22 protein-coding genes are annotated in these 20,403 nt (G+C 40.1%); 4 read left to right on the top strand and 18 right to left on the bottom strand.

The genetic code is table 11. The annotated features are described in order from the left end of the window. Positions 1-119: 119 nt before the first annotated feature. From coaA to O3611_RS05005, 3 genes are all read left to right on the top strand, one after another. Positions 120-1,040: a type I pantothenate kinase gene (coaA, locus tag O3611_RS05015; protein ID WP_371608001.1), complete on the top strand. Its 921-nt coding sequence runs from the start codon at positions 120-122 to the stop codon at positions 1,038-1,040. Positions 1,041-1,092: 52 nt separating this feature from the next. Beyond that, positions 1,093-1,341, top strand: coding sequence for a 30S ribosomal protein S20 (gene rpsT, locus O3611_RS05010; protein WP_029689628.1), 249 nt, complete (start codon positions 1,093-1,095; stop codon positions 1,339-1,341). 65 nt (positions 1,342-1,406) lie between these two features. Continuing rightward, the gene (locus O3611_RS05005) at positions 1,407-1,922 is read left to right on the top strand and encodes a DNA topology modulation protein (protein WP_371608000.1); all 516 of its coding nucleotides are present in this window, start codon (positions 1,407-1,409) and stop codon (positions 1,920-1,922) included. Positions 1,923-2,260: 338 nt separating this feature from the next. Here O3611_RS05005 and O3611_RS05000 read toward each other — a convergent pair whose 3' ends face one another. From O3611_RS05000 to O3611_RS04950, 11 genes are all read right to left on the bottom strand, one after another. Beyond that, the gene (locus tag O3611_RS05000; RefSeq protein WP_371607999.1) at positions 2,261-3,010 is read right to left on the bottom strand and encodes an NAD-dependent protein deacylase; all 750 of its coding nucleotides are present in this window, start codon (positions 3,008-3,010) and stop codon (positions 2,261-2,263) included. A 231-nt stretch (positions 3,011-3,241) separates the two neighbouring features. Further along, positions 3,242-3,952, bottom strand: coding sequence for a purine-nucleoside phosphorylase (gene deoD / locus O3611_RS04995; protein WP_075231957.1), 711 nt, complete (start codon positions 3,950-3,952; stop codon positions 3,242-3,244). Positions 3,953-4,304: 352 nt separating this feature from the next. Next, the gene (locus O3611_RS04990) at positions 4,305-5,015 is read right to left on the bottom strand and encodes a type 1 glutamine amidotransferase (protein ID WP_371607998.1); all 711 of its coding nucleotides are present in this window, start codon (positions 5,013-5,015) and stop codon (positions 4,305-4,307) included. Then, on the bottom strand, positions 5,012-6,247 hold the full coding sequence (locus O3611_RS04985) for a chloride channel protein (protein ID WP_371607997.1): 1,236 nt from the start codon (positions 6,245-6,247) through the stop codon (positions 5,012-5,014). Before O3611_RS04985 ends, O3611_RS04990 begins: the two co-directional genes overlap by 4 nt. Before the next feature lie 4 nt (positions 6,248-6,251). Further along, positions 6,252-7,061 (bottom strand): purine-nucleoside phosphorylase, encoded by an 810-nt coding sequence (locus O3611_RS04980; protein WP_371607996.1) that lies wholly within the window; start codon positions 7,059-7,061, stop codon positions 6,252-6,254. Next, a complete protein-coding gene (locus tag O3611_RS04975) occupies positions 7,058-7,618 on the bottom strand; it encodes a DUF1697 domain-containing protein (RefSeq protein ID WP_315638913.1) in 561 nt (186 codons plus the stop codon). Before O3611_RS04975 ends, O3611_RS04980 begins: the two co-directional genes overlap by 4 nt. A 1-nt stretch (position 7,619) precedes the next feature. Beyond that, entirely contained in the window at positions 7,620-8,831 is a 1,212-nt protein-coding gene (locus tag O3611_RS04970; RefSeq protein WP_371607995.1) for a phosphopentomutase, read from the bottom strand. 12 nt (positions 8,832-8,843) lie between these two features. Further along, positions 8,844-9,527 (bottom strand): ribose-5-phosphate isomerase RpiA, encoded by a 684-nt coding sequence (rpiA, locus tag O3611_RS04965; protein WP_045763755.1) that lies wholly within the window; start codon positions 9,525-9,527, stop codon positions 8,844-8,846. A 105-nt stretch (positions 9,528-9,632) separates the two neighbouring features. Beyond that, on the bottom strand, positions 9,633-10,562 hold the full coding sequence (locus O3611_RS04960) for a peptidase U32 family protein (protein WP_371607994.1): 930 nt from the start codon (positions 10,560-10,562) through the stop codon (positions 9,633-9,635). Between the two features lie 127 nt (positions 10,563-10,689). Next, positions 10,690-11,370, bottom strand: coding sequence for an ABC transporter ATP-binding protein (locus tag O3611_RS04955; protein ID WP_371607993.1), 681 nt, complete (start codon positions 11,368-11,370; stop codon positions 10,690-10,692). Between the two features lie 13 nt (positions 11,371-11,383). Beyond that, a complete protein-coding gene (locus tag O3611_RS04950) occupies positions 11,384-12,439 on the bottom strand; it encodes an ABC transporter permease (protein WP_371607992.1) in 1,056 nt (351 codons plus the stop codon). A gap of 349 nt (positions 12,440-12,788) precedes the next feature. Here O3611_RS04950 and O3611_RS04945 point away from each other — a divergent pair, with 349 nt between their 5' ends. Further along, positions 12,789-13,064, top strand: coding sequence for a DUF3270 family protein (locus O3611_RS04945; protein ID WP_001145235.1), 276 nt, complete (start codon positions 12,789-12,791; stop codon positions 13,062-13,064). A gap of 108 nt (positions 13,065-13,172) precedes the next feature. On the opposite strand, the gene O3611_RS04940 is transcribed toward O3611_RS04945, so the two are convergent. The 7 genes from O3611_RS04940 to O3611_RS04910 form a co-directional block, all read right to left on the bottom strand. After that, positions 13,173-14,507: a sensor histidine kinase gene (locus O3611_RS04940; protein WP_371607991.1), complete on the bottom strand. Its 1,335-nt coding sequence runs from the start codon at positions 14,505-14,507 to the stop codon at positions 13,173-13,175. After that, on the bottom strand, positions 14,500-15,171 hold the full coding sequence (locus O3611_RS04935) for a response regulator transcription factor (protein ID WP_371607990.1): 672 nt from the start codon (positions 15,169-15,171) through the stop codon (positions 14,500-14,502). The genes O3611_RS04940 and O3611_RS04935 overlap by 8 nt, the downstream gene beginning before the upstream one ends. Positions 15,172-15,285: 114 nt before the next feature. Further along, a complete protein-coding gene (locus tag O3611_RS04930; RefSeq protein WP_371607989.1) occupies positions 15,286-17,832 on the bottom strand; it encodes a M1 family metallopeptidase in 2,547 nt (848 codons plus the stop codon). Between the two features lie 122 nt (positions 17,833-17,954). Then, positions 17,955-18,395: an ASCH domain-containing protein gene (locus O3611_RS04925; RefSeq protein WP_371607988.1), complete on the bottom strand. Its 441-nt coding sequence runs from the start codon at positions 18,393-18,395 to the stop codon at positions 17,955-17,957. Continuing rightward, positions 18,392-19,240: a putative PEP-binding protein gene (locus tag O3611_RS04920; protein ID WP_371607987.1), complete on the bottom strand. Its 849-nt coding sequence runs from the start codon at positions 19,238-19,240 to the stop codon at positions 18,392-18,394. The genes O3611_RS04925 and O3611_RS04920 overlap by 4 nt, the downstream gene beginning before the upstream one ends. Next, a complete protein-coding gene (locus O3611_RS04915; RefSeq protein ID WP_371607986.1) occupies positions 19,218-19,721 on the bottom strand; it encodes an NUDIX hydrolase in 504 nt (167 codons plus the stop codon). Before O3611_RS04915 ends, O3611_RS04920 begins: the two co-directional genes overlap by 23 nt. 39 nt (positions 19,722-19,760) lie before the next feature. After that, the gene (locus O3611_RS04910) at positions 19,761-20,366 is read right to left on the bottom strand and encodes a DUF6707 family protein (protein ID WP_371607985.1); all 606 of its coding nucleotides are present in this window, start codon (positions 20,364-20,366) and stop codon (positions 19,761-19,763) included. Between the last annotated feature and the right edge of the window lie 37 nt (positions 20,367-20,403).

Raw genomic sequence — 20,403 nt, 5'->3', positions numbered from 1 at the left:
ATAAATTGTTCATTCTCTATCTACTTATAGTATAAACTACTGACTTATCACATTCAAGAAACCGCTTTATTTTTTTAGCTTTTTATGGTATGATAGACAAAATATCTAGGGGAAAATAAATGACCAACGAATTTTTACATTTTGAAAGGATAAACCGCGAAACTTGGCAATCCTTGCATCGCAAAACAACTCCTCCCTTGACCGAGGAAGAGTTAGATTCTATTAAGAGTTTCAATGACCAGATTAGCCTTCAAGACGTTACAGATATCTATCTGCCATTGGCACATCTGATTCAGATTTACAAACGTTCCAAAGAAGACCTTGCCTTCTCAAAAGGCATTTTCCTTCAAAGAGAGAGCAAAAAACAGCCCTTTATTATTGGTGTTTCAGGAAGTGTCGCTGTCGGTAAATCAACTACTAGTCGGCTCTTGCAAATTTTGCTGTCTCGTATCGTTCCTGGAGCAAGTGTTGAACTAGTGACTACGGATGGTTTTTTATACTCAAATAGTGTCTTAATTGAGCAAGATATCCTTAATCGTAAAGGTTTTCCTGAGAGCTACGACATGGAAGCTTTGCTTAATTTCCTAGACCAACTTAAAAATGGGCAGGATGTTGATATTCCTGTTTATTCCCATGAAATCTATGATATAGTGCCAGGTCAAAAACAACGAGTTCAAGCTGCTGATTTTGTCATTGTTGAGGGAATCAATGTGTTCCAAAATCCACATAATGCTCGTCTCTATATTACCGATTTCTTTGACTTTTCAATCTATGTCGATGCTGCAGTCGAAGACATTGAAAGTTGGTATTTGGATCGTTTCTTAAAACTCCTTAGCTTTGCTCAAGATGATCCAGGCAACTATTACTACCGTTTCACTCAACTTCCTCTTAGTGAAGTCAAGGATTTTGCTCACCAAGTTTGGACCAGTATCAACCTCACCAATCTCCAAAATTACATTGAACCGACACGAAATCGTGCCGAGGTCATTCTCCATAAATCTAAAAATCACGAAATTGATGAAATTTACTTAAAAAAATAATTTTCCCTTGTCAAAACGTAAGTTTTCAGATATAATGGTATAGTTAGTAAAAATGGAGGTAAGAACATTGGCAAACATTAAATCAGCTATCAAACGCGCTGAATTGAACGTTAAACAAAACGAAAAGAACTCAGCTCAAAAATCAGCTATGCGTACTGCTATCAAAGCTTTTGAAGCAAACCCATCTGAAGAACTTTACCGTGCTGCCAGCTCAGCTATCGATAAAGCAGAAACTAAAGGTTTGATCCACAAAAACAAAGCTAGCCGTGATAAAGCACGTCTTGCAGCTAAACTTGGTTAATCTTTAACTGCATACAAAATGAGCTCTTCGGAGCTTTTTTTGTGCAAATTTTTCTGGAGATTATTATGAAAATAGCTATCATTGGATATTCTGGATCAGGAAAATCAACTCTGGCAGAAAAACTAGCTAATCACTACTCTATCCCCAAACTTCATATGGATACTCTCCAATTTCAGCCAGGGTGGCAAGATAGTGACCGCGACTGGATGCTGAACGAAATGAAAACTTTTCTAGCCAACAACGAAAACTGGGTCATTGATGGTAATTACTCTTGGTGTTGTTATGAGGAAAGAATGGACCAAGCTGACCAGATCATCTTTTTAAACTTCTCTGCTTGGAATTGTTTGCTAAGAGCCTTTAAGCGCTATTTAAAATACAGAGGAAAAGTGAGAGAAAGTATGGCTAAGGGATGCCCCGAGCAATTCAACTGGGAATTTATTCGTTGGATTCTCTGGGATGGTCGAACAAAAAATGCTAGGGATAGATACCAATACTTAAACAATACTTACCCAGAAAAGATGCATATTCTCCATTCTCAAGCAGAGATTGATTGTTTCTTGAAAGCTCTTAAAAATAAATGATAGAGTAACATTTCATTAAAGTCAGCATGGACTGAATGACTAAAAAAGAGAGTGGGACAGAAATCGGTAATTCGTTAGAATTCGATTTCGTCATCCCACATCCGCACAGTTGAGTAGGGCTGTAAAAGCTGATGAAATCAGCGTAGTAGAGCCCACTCAACCACTGCGTCTTGCTCGACAATTGAGAGGCTAGGACTTTTGTCCCAGCCTCTTTTCTGTTTCATTTTATTCAACAATCAAGAAGAACTCAATCAAATATGAGATCCCCTGAGGAATGGAGCGAACCTTGTTCATAGTTTCTGAGTTCGTAATACAAAAAAACTGAAGGAAGTATAGTCCTACTTCTTCCAGTTTTTGTATTGTCTCAATTTAGAAAAAACTTCTCCAATCTTACCTTCGATAACTAAATCAGCTTGGCTGTCTTGAGGAGTACTGGACTTGTTGATAACGACAAGATTTGACCCTGAAAAATAATTGATTAGGCTAGCTGCAGGATAAACGACTAAGGAAGTTCCTCCAATAATCAATAAATCTGCTTGCTGAATGACTTGGGCTGCTCGACTAAAAACATCCATATCCAGAGGTTCCTCATAAAGGGTTACGTCAGGTTTGACCACCTTACCACAATCTAAGCAGTAAGGAACTGAACCTTCAAGTGCCAAAAATGCATTCAAATCATAAAATCGATGACAGCCCAAACAGTAATTTCGATCTGCACTACCATGCAATTTCAAAACATTCTGAGATCCTGCCATTTCATGGAGACTATCGATATTTTGCGTCACAATCGCCTTTAATTTACCTGTTTTTTCCAAAGACGCTAGATAATCATGCGCTAAATTTGGCTTGGCATCTGGATAGACCAGATACTTTTTGTAGAAGTCAAAAAAATCCTCTGGATAGCGCTCAAACATAGTGCGTGAAACCAGTTGCTCGGCAGTAAAATGGCGCCCCAACTTAAGACTATAAACACCATCAGAACTTCGAAAATCTGGAATATTAGACTCTGTAGAAACCCCTGCACCACCAAAAAAGACAATTCTCTGACTTTGATCAATAATACCTTGTAGTTGTTCAATTTTATCCATTTTACCCCTCCTTAAGTTTTTTGTTCTAAAAAAGTTGAAAACCTTTAGCTTCTGTCAACCAGGCTTTCAACTTTATTTGATTATGATTTAGATATTTAACTGACTACTTTTGGTCCTTTGACACAATTAGGCTTTCTTCAATTTCCTTATTCTTACCTATTTCAGGATTGATTCATTGTTGGTGGTTATCATTTTAAGAACAAGAGAAATCATTCTGAATATAGCCTACCTTTAGTCAGCAATCAATGTTTCCAAACCAACCTTCATCATATCTGTGAAAGTATTTTGGCGCTCTTCAGCTGTAGTGTCTTCTTCTGGGTTAACCAAGCTGTCAGAAATCGTCATAATGGCAAGAGCATCAACATGGTGTTGGGCAGCAAGATAGTAAAGGGCTGCTGCTTCCATCTCCACTGCTTTCACTCCCCACTTACCAAGTTCGATATTCTTCTCAAAGTAATTTGAGTAAAAGACATCTGAAGACAAGACATTACCAACGTGAGTGGTCATATCAAGATCTTTGGCGATATGGTAGGCTTTATCTAGTAAATCAAAGCTAGCGATTTGTGGAAAATCATATAGTGGCCAGTCGTTACGGATGATGTTTGAGTTGGTAGCAGCTGCTTGCGCCAAGACCAATTCACGGACGTGAACATCCTCATTCAAAGAACCAGCAGTTCCGACACGGATCAATTTCTTCACACCGTAATCGACAATCAATTCACGCGCATAGATGGAGATTGATGGCATTCCCATCCCTGTTCCCATAACAGATACACGATGGCCCTTGTAAGTCCCAGTGTAACCAAACATGTTACGGACTTCGTTAAAGCAAACAGCATCTTCTAAAAAGTTCTCAGCGATAAATTTCGCACGAAGAGGATCTCCAGGAAGAAGAATTTTATCAGCAATTTCACCCTGCTTAGCAGCAATATGGATAGACATAGTTTATGATACAAAGAGCGACCAGAAAGCGACTGAAAATTAGGAATCTGACGAGAAATCCTGATTTCACAGTCAGATTATCTATTTTCCGAGCTTTCCGCTCGTGTTCAAATCTGAACACACGCTCTACCTTTCTTTTTTGATATACAAGACAGGCGACAGAGAACAAAGTAAAAATAGGAAACTGGCGACGCATTGTAAATGCTAGACAGTTTATCTTTTTTACACAGTTCTCCGCCCGTATTCAGTTCAGCGAATACAGTTAACCCATCCTTTCTTTTTTAATTGAGTAATTAGAAAAGCTTTCCGCTCGTGTTCAAATCTGAACACATGCTCTACCTTTCTATTATTTTTAATTTGTTAATGAATCCAAAAATGCATAGAGTTTTGCATTCATTTCTTGATAATCATATGCACGAATAGCTTCAGGCTTTTGAACATAAGTCAAATTCTTGCTTTGTTCTTCCAAAACTTCTTCACCATCCGCAGCAATTAAGAGCTCTACTGCTTCTGGATCAAATTCCAAATGAGCTTGGAAGGCATAGTGTTTAGGACTAAAGCGAATAATCTGACGTGGACAGCCTTGACTGGTCGCAAGGACGATAGCATCCTCTGTTAATCCCGGCATATCTCCATGCCAGTGACCAGTATTTAAAGTTTGTCCAAAAACTTTGACATGATTGTCTTTTAATCCAGCTTCAGTTAGCGTTATTGGAAAAACACCAATCTCACGCTCTGGACTATGTTCATACTCTGCGCCATAAGCAACAGATAGGAGTTGAGCACCAAGACAGACACCAACAATATAACGATCTGCCTTCATAGCCTTTTGAATCAGCTCAATCTCTTCCTGAGGATCGTAGTATGGAAAAGTTTCCCGATCTTCATCTGGCGATTGAGGTCCTCCCATTACGATCAAAAAGTCGATCTCATCCACTGTCTCTGGTAAGGCTTCATTCTCATAGACTTTGGTCGTGGTCACTTGATGGCCACGCTCCTGCGCCCATTTTAGATAAGCGCCCGGCACTTCAAAGGTTTCATGCAGTACAAAATGTACCTTCATCGTTTCTTCTCCCATCTCTTTCGAATCACGTAAGACAGACTAGCTGCAAGTACAAGCGGAATTGTCAAACTCCAAGTTTGGCCTGTAAATCCAAGGCTCAGGGCAATAGCTGCCAGAGGAGCTTTTAAGGACGTCCCTAAAAAGACGGTCGCTCCTAGTAACATCCCTAAAGCAGGATCCAGATGAATACCAACTACAGTCAAAAGCAAGGTCACTAGATAGCCAGATCCAATCCCTAAGGCAAATGATGGTGTCAAAGTTCCCCCATACGCACCATTGCGCAAGAGGAGATAAACCAGAAGCCCCTTCACTGCAAGAGCCAGTGGAAGATAAGGAATCGACTGACTAGACAAGAGGACTTGCGCTAGTACCTGGCCATTCCCCATAAAGATAGGGAAAAAGGCTACTAGGCTCCCCAGCACTAGAAAGGCTAGAGGAAGAGCCCAAAGAATCGTCCCAGCCTTCCGCCGTTTGTGACTAGCCCGCTTGGCGAGGAAAGCAAAGACCAGAGCCAAGGGAGTAACCAAGAAAGCAATCACAATAGCCTGGAAGAAACTGCTAGCCGACCATGAGACTGCGGACAGGTGATAAATAGCCTCCTGACCAATGATGGACTGAGCGACCCAGGTGGCTAGATAAGTGCTGGTCAAAACCAGTAGAAGGTTCTGCCAACTGTAGGCGAGTCCTAAGGTCTCAAAGACGAACAAGCTACTGGCAAAGGGAACTTGATAGACCGCAGCTAAACCAGCTCCAGCACCACAGGCAATCAAGACTTTTCGCTCTTTGAGGGCTAGAGAAAAACCTTTCGCCAAGCGATCAGCTAGAAGAGCCCCGACCTCACGTGGTGCTCCTTCTTTTCCGACCGATGCACCTGCTCCGACAATCGCAACCTGCATACCTGCATGAAGGAGGTGGGCTAAGAGCGCTGGTTCCCTGTCTCCAGCTAAGTCAATTTGCTGGCGAATAGACAGAATCTTATAACGCTTTTGCAAGATATACCAAAAACCAGCTGCCAAGCACCCAGTCACACATAAGACCAAAAATCTACGGAGACCTCCAGCTTCTTGAAATTGCTGGAGTAAATCCGACTCATCTTGGCCAAAAGCCAGCCCTTGCACCCCTTCTAGTAGATAATGACAGGCAATTCCGACCAGACCCGTCCCTATTCCTAATGATAAAGTGGCTAGAAGCACTCTCAGTCCATAGGGCATACTTTGGAGTCGTACTCTCATAGTCTTACAATTCTGCAAGAATAGCTTTAAGCAATCCTTTAAAGTCTCCTTTGACACGTTCGGTAACTTCTACCACTTCTTCGTGGTTGAGTTCTTCTTGGAAACCAGCAGCAAAGTTGGTGATACATGAAATACCAAGAACCTTCAAGCCAGAGTGTGCTGCAACGATAACTTCAGGAACAGTGGACATACCAACCGCATCTGCACCAAGTGTCTTATATGCACGGATTTCAGCTGGAGTTTCATACGTTGGACCAGTTACACCGATATAAACACCATCATCAAGTTTAACACCAAGTTTTTCAGCAACTGCATGAGCTGTAGCACGATAGTCTGGAGTATAGGCTTTTGACATGTCTGGGAATCGTGGACCGAAGTCATCCAAGTTTTCACCGATTAGAGGGTTTTGGCCTGTCATATTGATGTGGTCAGTGATAGCCATCAAAGTACCAGGACCAAAGCCGATACCACCAGCAGCATTGGTAACAATCACACCTTCACAGCCTAAAACTTTCATAACACGAACTGGGAAAGTAACGACTTCAAGAGGATTTCCTTCGTAGAAGTGGAAACGTCCTTGAAGGGCCAAGACTTTACGTCCTGCAAGTTCACCGTACACCAATTTTCCAGCGTGTCCAACAACAGTCGAACGTCCCCAGTTTGGAATCTCAGCATAGTCTACCACAACTGGATTTTCGATTTCTTCAGCAAGTTCTCCAAGTCCTGATCCAAGAATCAAGCCAAACTCTGGTGCTTTTACTCCCTTTTCTTTTAAGAAAGCAGCTGTTTCATTGATTTTTGCTAATAATGTCATTGTCTGTCTCCTTCATAATCTTTTAAAAATTGACCGATTTTGTCAAAGGTTTTTGCATTTCGAATAGTAATATTACGATAGAAAGGCATCTTAAGCAGGTACTTGTGATAGGCTGTTTTGCTATAGGTTTCTTCTGAGAATTTGCCCCAGAAGATTCCCAGTTTCCCGAAATGAAGCACTTCATCTACCAGTTCCATACTTTCGACTTTCTCGATAACTTGCTTGATATCCAGTCCCTCAGTATAAAAGAGAACATCCTTTCGAGCTATTTCTTGGAACCACCATTCCGGAAGAGTTCTAAGCTCCTCTTCGTAATCTTCTTGACTTAACAAGGAAAAATGTTGAATAAATGGATAATGTTCTTTAAAGAAATCCTGTAGCCTCTCAACCAACTGAGTTCTAGGCATGCTAGTATCAAAGAAAATATTGCCACTATTGATGTAGGTTTCAACATTTTCTAATCCCAACTCTGTCAATTCTTGACGAAGCTGGGCCATGACCACCTTATGTTTCCCACCGACATTGATCCCTCTAACCAGTAATGCCAAGCGAGTCATCTTAAACCAATTTATCTAAGAAGCTTTCACCAATCATAGCCTTATCTACGCCAAAGTTATCAGCGATTGTCGCAGAAATATCTGCAAAATGACCGATTGGTAGGTGTCCATTTCCTTTTAGTGATGGGCTACAGACCAAAAGTGGAATGTATTCACGAGTATGGTCTGTACCTGCATAAGTAGGGTCATTACCATGATCTGCAGTAATCATGAGTAGATCATCTTCTCTCATAGCAGCGATAAGCTCAGGCAAACGTTGATCAAACTCATGCAAGCAATCGCGGTAACCATGTGGATCACGGCGGTGACCGTAAAGTGCATCAAAGTCGACCAAGTTAGTGAATGAGAATCCTTTTTCAAACTCAGCAAGGCCCATTGTTGTCAAAAGCGTATCAATTCCATGGCTATTAGACTTATTGTGGCCCATATCATGGTTCACCCCAGCACCATTAAAGATATCGCTAATCTTACCTACTGAGTAAGTATCAATACCTGCTTCGTTAAGTTTGTCCAAAACTGTTGGAGCAAATGGTGATACAGCCAAGTCACGACGATTTGCAGTACGTGTGAAGTTTCCAGGCTCACCAACATAAGGACGAGCGATAATACGTCCAAGAAGAGCTGGACGCTCTAAAGTAATCGAACGAGCGTATTCACAGATACGGTAGAGTTCATCCAAAGGAATAATGTCTTCGTGAGCAGCAATTTGAAGAACCGGGTCAGCTGATGTATAGATGAGCAACTCGCCTGTTTCCATTTGGCGTGGTCCAAAATCATCGATAACAGCAGTTCCTGAGTAAGGTTTATTTGCTTCACGGATTACTTTACGACCTGAGAATTCTTCAATCTTTGTAAGGATTTCTTCTGGGAATCCATTCCAGAAAGTATCGAAAGGTTCAGTGATATTGAGGCCCATGATTTCCCAGTGACCTGTCATGGTGTCTTTACCTAATGACACTTCCTCAAGTTTAGTGTAGTAACCACTAGGATTTGCTTCTGCGGGAACCGTTTTAAGGGCTGTCTCACGCTCGATGTTCCCAAGACCAATCTTAGCCATGTTAGGAACATTCAAACCAACAGATTTTGAAATATGCCCAAGTGTATCAGATGCTCCATCTGGAACCCCTGCATTGACGAAGTTATTAGCATCTGGTGCTGCACCGATTCCTACAGAATCGAGCACTACCAAATGAATACGTTTAAATTTTGACATCGTTTGCCTCCTTTATTTCCCTTTTGTTGAAGTTAAAACCTGAACGCCAGCTTGCCCTGCTACAATCACTTTATCAACCATTTGATTAAATAAACCGTGCTCAACAATACCGACCTGAAGATCCAGTTGATGACCAAAAGCAATCGGATCTTCAATAACACCTAAATCAAGATCAATGATGAAATTTTTCATATCCGTCACAAAGCGTTGGCCATCTTTTTCACGAAAACTTGGCTTGTAACCAGCTTTTTCAAAACGACGGAAAACCTGTTCTGCTCCGTATTGGACAACTTCGACAGGTAGTTTGAAAGCGCCCAGTTTCTCAACCATTTTGCTCTCATCTACCACCCAGATATACTGTTTGGTTGGTGTCGCAACTACTTTTTCCATTAGAAGCGCACCACCGCCTCCTTTGATACCATTAAACTGGCGATCTACCTCATCGGCTCCATCAACAGTCACATCAACCTCATCCACCTCATCAATCGACTTAAGTGGGATATTTAATCCTTGTGCCTGTTTTGTTGTTACACTCGAGGTCGTTACGGCTGTAATTTGAAGTCCTTCTTCTTTAATTCTACGTCCGATCTCCTCTACGAAATAATAGGCAGTCGAGCCTGTTCCAAGTCCTACAACCATTCCGTCGGTTACGAACTCAGCAGCCTTGATGCCTGCTATTTTTTTCAGATTTTCCACTTAAACACCTCCAAACAAAAAGCTACTTTTATTATAACATGAATACGCTTTAAATTCATCCTTGCACTAGAAAAACCCGAACATTTTATTTCGGGTTTTTGATTCTTATTTAACCATGTCAGGATCGTAGTCATAAAATCCTGTGTCAAGGAAACGATTTTTTGGATGGAGTTTACGGACTTGCTCATCCAACAAGAAGGCTTGGTCATGCGTAAAGCTTCCCTCTTGAATCAAGCTACGGGCTTGGATGAAGAGTTTTGCAATCTCAACAAAATCTTGACCTGGAGTATAAAGTCCCTCTAGTTTCCAATGAGTGAAACCATGCTCTACCAACTCTGGCAATTTGGTCATCAAATCAAGGTCGTTGTTGGCAAAAATGTGAGTTCCATGATTATCCTCAAAAATAGAGTAATGACTCTCTGGGTCACTCGGTTCTGCAAGGAACAAATCACGTTGACGGGTTTTTTCATCATCAATCTGAGTAAAATTATAGTAATTCTGCAAGAGTGGACGCTTAGAGTGGTGGATGACACTAGCACCGTAAACCAAAACTTCAGCAGGAATTTCTAAAATTTCAGGCATTTTGAAAAGTTCTGCAGATGGGATTTCACGCGCCAAAACTGCTTCTGACGCTCTTGCTTTTTGTCCCCAGAAATTAATCTGACGACTACTTGTGACCATGGTTGAGGCATCGTAAATCGTTTTGAAAGAATATTTATCACGGTTAACCACATAAAAGACACCTGCGTCCCCAACTGTGATATAGTCCGTTTTGATTTCTTCTAAAAAGTCCAAGAAGGGCTTGATACGGTCCATCATGTCTTGGTGCATAAGAGCATTGACCGCAACGATTAATTCCTTACCGGCATCATGAACAATTTTTGCGATTTCACGCAATTCTTCATGACTAAAGGTAGTTGGCAAACGAAGACCAAAATCTTTCTCACCAACATAGATGCGGTCAACTCCCGCCTCTAGTAATTCTTTTACTTGTTCAATGCTTTCAGCAGTTGCTGTAATAATAATCTTTTCCATAAGAAAAATTATACCACATTTCTGAAAAATCAGCTATGGGCAATCTATTTTTTAAGAAAAGTTATACTCTTCACTTTTAGAAACATAAAAAGTGAACTACCTTTACTAGAGTTCACTTTATATTCTTTTATGCTTGTATTTCTTCAACAAGGTGACCATCATTCATGATAAAGACACGATCGACCTTATCGAGAAGTCTGGTGTCATGCGTAATCATCACTACTCCTCTTCCCTGCTCATGTGCAATTGAAGCAAGCATATCCGTTACTTGGTAAGCTCTTTGGGTATCAAGACTAGCCGTTGGTTCGTCAGCAAGAACGATGCTAGGATTGTTATAGAGTGCTCTGGCAATTGCTGCTCGTTGACGTTCTCCCCCAGATAAGGCCTTGGGATAATAATTTTGAACTTTGTTCAGGTCCAACAAATCAAATAACTCTTGGCGGTCACTTTTCGAAGATTTGTCTTTATCTAGTCGATCAATTAGGTCTAATTGTTCCTTAACAGTTAAAAAAGGAATCAGGTTTGAAGCCTGTAATATAAAACCAAATTCCTTAAACCGAAGATCTGTTTTCTCTTTTTCAGTCAAATTACCCGTTTCTGTTCCCTTTACTAAAATCTTCCCACCTGAAGGCTCCTGCAACTGCCCTAAGGTGGTCAAAAAGGTTGTTTTACCAGATCCAGAAGGACCAACTATGGCAACAAATTCACCTGCATTTAGTTGAAAGTTCGTCTCGTGTAGTGCAATGACTTTCATATTTCCTTCTCCATAGCTTTTCGTCACTTGCTTCATTTCTATCAATGGTGTCATGTAGGTCTCCTTATCATTCTGCAATAGCCGTTATTGGATCAACCTTGAGCAAACGAGGGAGAGAAATCACTCCTCCAAGTAATGCCATCAAGCAAATTCCCAAACTCAATCCTAAATATGCTAACCAACTTGGATAGAAAACGAAGGTTGCAGGTAGAACAAGAATGACACCTACAATCGCCAATAAGGCTAGACCGATCCCAAAACCTGCCAGCAATATAATTTGACAAAAAAGCGACCAAACAATAGTTTTAACCTGAATTCCTTGAGCTCTCATAATCCCATAGAGGCCTAGTTTTTGAATAGTAATAATATAAATAAAAATCCCAACAATCAGACCTGTAATGACAATCATAGCTAGAATCATCCCTGAGAATACATTGACCTGAGGGGTATAGCCAGGAATTTTCGAAATCATTTTTTGAATAGAAATCTGCTTCAAACCATCGCCAGTCACTTCTACATCATTTTGCAATACCAATGCAGAGATCGAACGATTGCCTTTTGTTGTTCCTTGTAAATTCCAATACGTTGTTAAACTTGTAAAGATAACAGGTTCCGTGAAAAATTTATTTTCTCTTGTCAAACCAACAATCTTAAAACTTATCTCACTTCCGTTGAGTTGAATAGCGTCCCCGAGTTTGATGCCGTAATTTTCAAAAGACTGATCAACTACCACTTCTTGGTCATTTTCTGGGTAACGCCCTTCAATCAAGGTTGGCGAGATAAAACTGTTCCACTCTTGACCAAAAATAGAGACATTTATCTTGTCACCGTTGTTAACAAGGTTTGTTACCGCAAACATGTAGCTTAGGGGAACAGCATCCCCAGACACTTTATCTTTGTAGTCTTTTTCAGGTATAAAGGATGCAGTCAGATTATCATTTGCATAATCGGATAGAACAACTCCTGTTGCTTGCCAATTATCAATAGCAACCCTATTATTTCGAACGAGTCCTAAAGCCAAACTAGTCATAAAAAAGACCATAAAAGCAATGAGAAAAATGGTTGTTAGAATTAAACTGTATCGCAGTTTATTCTGTAAAATTTCTTTGATAGCAAGATACACCGCAAATCTCCTTTTACTTTTCTAAGAGTGGAAAAAGCTCACTCAGCATCAAAAATAAAAGACAGAAAAATCTGTCTTTCATGCAAATCTTTTCATTCATCCTACAAAGTGGTTCTAAATCTACGGAAACAACCAGCAATTGCTACTTATATTTATTTCGCTTCCTCATTACAAAAACTTGAACAGCCAAGATGTTTTGAGTGTTTACCCATCCTATCATCTTTGGGTAAGAGTGTCAAGAAATTTGTTTCATCATTTGAAAACAGACTTTATTCTTTTTGTAACCTTACTGTAATAATTTTTTTCTTGAAAAATGGTAAAATGAAAGAGTACTGTTAAGGAGAGAATCATGCCCGTAAGAAAATATCAATCGTATGAGTTTGAAGAAGAGGAAACTCAAACAACGCTATACCAAGACTATGTTCCAGAAACAACTTCCGTTGCTAGTTTGAAGGAAGTTCTTTTCTTTGTAAACATTGCTTGTTTTTGCGTCTTTTTAGCCTTGTTTAGCTTTATCTTTTTAGCCCTCAAGTTCAATACAGTTCTGGCTTTTAGCCTAGCAATTGCCTTGAGTTTAGCGGCATCAAACTTTCAACGTTCAATGATTAAGAAGAAATTATATTAGATTCAAAAGGTCGGGATTTTTGTCCCGACCTATTTTTTATAAGATAACTAAAAGACTGCAACTAGAAAAGCGATACTTGGTCTACCGCTTTCTAAGTCACAGCTTTTTTTATTTATTTTTACGCTTGGATGGTGTTTGGATGGCGATTTTTACTTCAAAAATCGTACCATGTGGTTTGTTATCCTTAACACTAATGGTTCCTTTTAAGGCATCAACAATCTGTTTAGCTAAAGACAAACCTAACCCAAAGCCGCCTTTTTGGCGAGTACGAGCCTTGTCAACTCGATAAAAGCGATCAAAAATTTTCTTTTTATCTGCTGCAGAAATACCAATTCCATCATCAGCCACTGACAAATAGAGATTACGCTCTGTAGCAGCGATTACAAAATGAATAACTCCTTCTTCTTCAGTATACTTGACAGCATTGTCAAACAAGGTAGTCATCAGTTGCTTAAGAAGAAGCTTGTCTGTTATGATGGTCCGATGAATACGATTTTCAAAATGAAAAACGCGGTTATTTTCAGATGCGATCATCTCATAGTTGGTAAAGGTTGTGTTAAAGAAGTCTGGCTGTACCTCTCCTAGTTCAGGATTGATACCATCATCACGATGGGCTAAATTTAGGAGATTGGTTGTTAAAAAGCGCATGTTTCGAACTTCTTCTAAACTAGAAGCAATACTCTCGCTAGATTCCATAATAGTAGCTTCCGGCTTTCGAAAAAGAGTTTCTAGACGATTTTGGAGAACAGCAAGTGGAGTACGTAGCTCATGACTGGCATTTTCGACAAAACTCTGCTGCTTCTGCATACTTTCAAGCAAGGGTTTGACACTAACGCGAGCAAGATAAAGACTAGCTATTAGTGATAAAATCCAGAAGCTGGCCATGACTACTACGATTAACTGCTCATGATTTTGACTGATTTGCTCTAGCTGACTGGTATTAATTAAAACAGCTGCATACTTAATATTGGTCGATACAGATTCAATATTCATCTCAGTCAGAATCACTCGATAAATCTCATCCTGCCCATAGCTATTCTGGACATGAAGCTGTCTAATGTGATTCAAATCCTTTTTATTAAATGTAACCCTATCAAGACCTAAAAAGCGATTTCCAGCTACTAGTTGATTTAAACTAGAGTCCAATAAAATTACTTCCGTATTAGAACTGACTGTAGGTTTACTATTTGAAGGCGGCCCTACCGATTCACTATTCAAATCTTTTACATCTTCTGTCGCACGGTTGACAGCCAACTGGATAACATCCTGAGGATTAGCACTGAGTGACAAGAGCTTCTCATCAACTGAGGTATAAAGACTCGAGTGCATAACCTGCAAGATAATCAAGGTCATAGCGGAGAAAATCAGAGTAAATACTCCAAAGTTACGAATAAAGTAACTAAAATCCTCCTCATACCAATTCTTTTTAATTTTTTTAAACATGTTTTAAAATATACCCAACACTACGCAAGGTTTGGAGGTTTTCAGCAAAGACTGAGCCCTTTAATTTTTTACGAACTTTTGATACATAGACTTCTACCACGGAGATGGTTGTGTCACTGTCAAATCCCCACAAACGGTCAAAAATTTGTGTTTTTGGTAAGATAACATTTTGATTTTGGAGGAAATAAACCAAGAGATCAAATTCTTTACCCAATAATTCAACAGCAGTCTCATTGACTTTTACCTCATTAGTAGCGAGATTGACAGTCAAATCACCATAGGAAAGGGTGTTTTCATTGAACTTACCAGAACGTTTGAGCAGGGCCTGGATACGCATCTTGAGTTCTTCTAGATAAAATGGTTTTGTTAGATAATCATCTGCCCCAAGCTCAAATCCATGTCCCTTATCATCGAGACTTTCCTTGGCTGTCATGATCAGAACAGGAGTCGAAATCCCTTTTTCACGTAATTCTTTTAAGACTTGGAAACCATTTTTTTCAGGCAACATCAAATCAAGCAGAATCAAATCATAAACGCCACTTTCAGCCTCATAGAGACCTTCTTCTCCATCAAAAACCTGCATGACATCCGCAAAATCATCCAGAAAGTCAAAGACTGAATTTGAAAGGCCTAGGTCATCTTCCACTAATAGAATCTTGATCATCAAAAATTCCTCCTTATTATACCTATTATAGCAAAAATATCTTAATAAAAACTCAACTTCCCTTGTTTTTTCAAGAGAAAGTTGAGTTTTTATAGCTTTTATAACCTTTGAATTTTAAGCATTTCCATATTGAGCAACAACTGCTTCAACTGCTGCTTTTTCACGCTTGATCAATTCAACACGTGCTGCGATTTCCTTGATTCCCATACCGATGTTACGGCTAAGGGCAAGGTCAGAAAGTTGTGGCTCAAAGAAGGCCTTGTATTCTGTCAAGCGTTGCTCTGTCTTAAATACATGGGCAGGCAGAATAACAAAGCTATCAAAGCTCATATCTCCACCAAGAGCAGCCTTAATCCAATCCCAGTTTTCACGCGCCCAAGCCCAAACTGGTTCCTGAGTTTCCTTATGACCTAAGAACTGATAATACCATGCAGACAAATCTTGTGGTTTCACGACAAATTTGTCCTTCCAAGAAGCAATCAAGGTTTGGATATTATCCGCATCTGTACTGTAGGCAAGAGCAGCTGCCAATTGGCGTTTAAAGGCGGCATCTGTGGCATGAGTATAAAGATCGAGATAAGTTGCGACCAATTCCTTAGTCTCATGGTGTTTCATTTCATTGATGAGAACTTGTGAACGAATAGCTGCTGGAAGTCCTGAAAGATTATCCTTGTGGGCTTCGAAAATTTGGCTAGCAACTTGACTAGCTTCTTCATCATTTGAACGAATCATCATAGAAATTGTCAATTGACGAACCAATTCATCTTCATCAGATTCACCCTCTTTAGCTTCAAAGCCAAGACGGTCATAGTTGTAACGAGCCAGTTTAGCAATAAGGGCTTTAAAGGATTTTTCTGTCTCAGTTCCTTCATCGATAAAGCGATCAAGGGCAGAAATCACTTGAGAAACGGCTGAAACGACGAGGTAAGATTCTTCTTTAGCAAGTTTATCAAGAACTGGGAGCAAGTCAGCATAAGAAATGTGTCCTGCTTCAGCAAGTAAACGACGTTCTTGAACGATTTGCAGTTTGCTTGTGTTATCAAGTTCAACCAATTCTGAAAGGATAGCATCCAGTAATTGACCTTGATAGTCAGTAATGTAGTGGGCAGTATTTTCAGTGTTGAGACGAAGAGCTGATTTGTTTTCAGCAAGAAGCGCAGCGTAACCTGGAATTTCGATGCTTTCAGTTTCGAGAGTATCTGGTAGGCCTTTCCAGTTGCTGTTAAGCGGCACTACCCAAAGACGGTTCTTGTCTTCATGCTCACCGATGAAGAATTGTTTTTGCGAAATCTTCAAAACATCATTTTCAACTGTGGCAGTGAGAACTGGGTAACCAGGTTGTTCCAACCAAGAATCCATAAATGCTGCAACATCACGACCTGATGCTTGACCAAGGGCATTCCAAAGGTCACGACCAATGGTGTTTCCGTACTGATGTTTTTCAAAATAAGCGTGCAAACCTTTAGCAAAATCAGCATCTCCTAGCCAACGACGAAGCATGTGCATAAGACGGCTTCCTTTGGCATAAACGATAGCACCGTCAAAGAGCGTATTGATTTCATCTGGGTGTTTGACTTCGACGTGAACAGATTGAACACCATCCGTCGCATCGCGTTCAAGAGCAAGAGATACTCCACCTGTTTGGAAGTCCTCAAAGATATTCCAACTTGGCTCGATAGCATCCACACAGACGTATTCCATCATGTTAGCGAAGCTTTCGTTGAGCCACAGGTCATCCCACCACTTCATAGTCACAAGGTTACCGAACCATTGGTGAGCAAGCTCATGGGCAATGACAAGAGCAACTTGTTGACGGCTGGCAAAAGTAGAATTCTCATCCACAACCAAGTATACTTCACGGTAGGTAACTAGACCCCAGTTTTCCATAGCACCTGCTGAGAAGTCAGGAAGGGCGATATGAAGAGATTGAGGAATTGGGTACTTGACTCCGTAGTAGTCTTCGTAAAACTCGATAGAACGAACGGCGATATCTAGTGAGAACTCAAGGTTTGAAAGTGGATGCGCCTTGGTTGAGTATACACCTACTAAAGTACCATTTTTTGTCTTAGCAGTTACCCCCTGTAAATCACCAGCAACGAAAGCTAGCAAGTAAGAAGACATACGTGGAGTTGTCTCAAATTTCCAGATACCAGTTTCCTTGCGGTTTTCAACGTCAATCTCTGGCATATTAGACAAGGCCAATTCACCTTCTGCTTGGTCAAATCGAAGAGCTAGGTCAAAGGTTGCTTTTGCTTCTGGCTCATCCACACATGGGAAGGCTTCGCGGGCAAAGTGACTTTCAAACTGAGTCGACAAAACTTCCTTCTTAACACCATCAACTGTATAGTATGATGGGTAGATTCCTGTCATGTTGTCTGTGATTTTACCTGAAAATACTAGAACCAATTCAACTGAACCAGCTTCTTCAAGTTCGATATGAAGAGCTTCGTTTTCATTATCAACTGTAAATGGACGAGCTTGGCCTGCTACTTCAACAGAAGCAATCTCCAAGTCTTTTTGGTGAAGGGAAATACGGTCACTTTTAGCTTGACCAGTGATGGTTACTCTTCCTGAAAACGTCTTAGTCTCACGACTCAAGTCTAAAAACAAGTCATAATGTTCAGGAACAAATTTTTCGATATAATGTTCTACTGCTTGCATCATATTCTCCTATTCTAAATTTATGAGCATATGCTCTAGTTCAAACATACCTATTTTATCATATTTTAAGTCAGAAAAAAGCTTTGGACGGTGATTTCCAAAACTTTCTTCCTTCTAGTAGTCTACAGAGGATAAACCTTGCGAAATTCTTCTAAAACGACCTTGCTGTCAGGTGTAAAAGTCAGTCCGGCCTCGCTCATCCACTCGGTGAAAACCTCCTCATGAACCTGACGCCAATAGGTCAGAGATTTGTCGCCTTCACCTTCCTTGTAGGCATGGTCGGCTGACACTTGATGGAAAGGCTGAACAGAAACCTTTGTAATTTCGATAATGCAGACAGCTTGATCTTGACTGTCTAAAACGACATCAAAGGTCCCTTCTAGTGGAAGGGGGTCGTTATCTACTGCGTAAAGATCGTAAGCTGAGGCAGTTGCTGTTTTTTCGCCTGTAAACACCAGATCCGCTAAAAGGTCTGGATCCACTCCAAAGGCCCAGGCGTCTATCTCATCTCCGATAGAGGGGTTGATTTGCTTGTAGGCATTCCACATTTCTTGAGGTGTCATAGGTTGCTCCTTTGTATTTTTTTACTTTCTTCTTTTACACGTTTGAGATGGTCTGGATGGTCAATCTCTAAATTAAAAATCTCTGGAATAGAACTGTAGTGGATCATGCATTTGATATCCATCTGATTCATTTTTTGTATGAAAGAAGTATTCAGATAGCCTGCTACGGCGAATTCTATCTTTTTCGCCCTTGCTTTGTCCTGCATCTGTCTCAGCATTTCTAACATAATGGGACTTTCCATATCATGCCAATGACTATTCCTCACAGTCGCAAAAACAAAAGAAGTCAAATCATTCATTCCCACTACAATCTTTGAAATACCAGTTTCCAGTATCCTGTCCAAGTCAAAATAAGCTGACGGTAATTCAATCATTGTTCCAACTTTTCCAGTAAAACCATGCTGGCGCAATACTCTAATAGCTTGTTTTAATTGTTCGGCATCATTGACAAAAGGAAAAATAATAGACAGATTGGGATTGGTTTGAAAAACTTCTGTAACAACATGTGCCTCAGCCTGAAATTCATCCAAACACGCCAGTAAACGCCTAGTTCCTCTATATCCAAATAAGGGGTGGCGTTCATCAAAATACTCTTTAGTCCCATCTAGACAATTTGCTTCTGCATTTGTTAACTCTGAAAAGCGATACCAGACTTCTTCATCTGGGTACAAATGGCAAATAGTGTCTAGATAATCTTTTACAAATTGCTGACAACTTGGTAACAGGATGTTTTGATTGAGCTCTCTCAACAAGTATTCCCCACGAATCATGCCGACGTGGTGCAATAGTTGAGAATAAACTTTTTCAAGAATTTTTTCGCCACTAAGAGCCAGTTGGTTTTTCATAGCCATTCACCTTCCAATTCTTATAGCTTATCATGTCCAATTCTGGAAATCCTCGTAACTCTGCCTTCACCTTCAATACTAAGGGTGAGGCATTTTCTTCGGTAATCTGCTCAAGAGGAAGCCAAATTGCCTTTGCTGAATCATTGCTTCCGTCAAGAACCTCCTGAGGAAGGGATTTTTGAGAGCGTTCTAAATCAAGTACTATATCATAAAAGGCCATGATATGATGTACTGCGAAGTCTTGCCCCTCTTCTTGAACCATCACATCATAAATCCTAGGATTTGAAGAACTGCTAAGAGTATAGCCTGTCTCTTCCAAAACTTCTCTCTTGAGGGTTTCTGTCAACCCTTCACCTGCTTCCTGACTACCACCAGGTAAATCAAAACGATGCTGATAAGGTCCTCTCGTTTTCTCAATGCAGAGTAATTTCCCTTTCTCATAGCAAATGCCATATACACCAAAGTGATTTTTGATTTCCATATTCCACTCTTTCTAAAAGTCCAAGATTACTAGCTCACCTTATCCCTTAAAAGGAAAGAGGCTATAGATCTCATGCTCCTTGATATACTTCTTCAGTATCTCCATATTCTCTTCAATTTTTGCCTGAATATCTGTCTCTTCACACGTTGACTCAGCAATAAAGAGGTGAATCTTCAATAAATCTGTCAAGTATAGCAGACGACGTTCCATTTCTGATTCAAGACTTGAAGCTTGCTCGATTTTTGCAAGCTTTTGCTCCAAGCTATCACCATTCAAAAATCTCTGATGAACTTTCCTTCTTATGTTTTGAGTGGATTCCTCCCCTTGTTCTAACGGAGACAAAAGGAGTTTTTTATAGGCAGATAGCTTATTTTCTGTTTCTCTTTCTATATAGGCCAATAAAACCAGAGAGCTATCAACAAAGGTCCAAGTGTTATAATTCCCTTCAAATGGGACTTGTATGACACTCTCCAATAATTTCTTAGCCATTTCCTCTTGACTATCCAGATAAAGTAAATAGGCCAGATGATTTAGCGATTCGAGATAACTAACTTGGGTCTTCTTATTCTTTTTTAAAATTTTATCTAAATAGAGATGTAGGTCTGGATGATTTTCCACTAGCTCAACTACTTCTGATAGCTTCATCTGAAATCCTTTCTATTCTTTTTTAAAATAATTTAAA

This window comes from Streptococcus sp. 27098_8_91 (genome assembly GCF_041432385.1).
Taxonomy (GTDB): Bacteria; Bacillota; Bacilli; order Lactobacillales; family Streptococcaceae; genus Streptococcus.
This window is presented reverse-complemented; position numbering and strand designations above follow the sequence as displayed.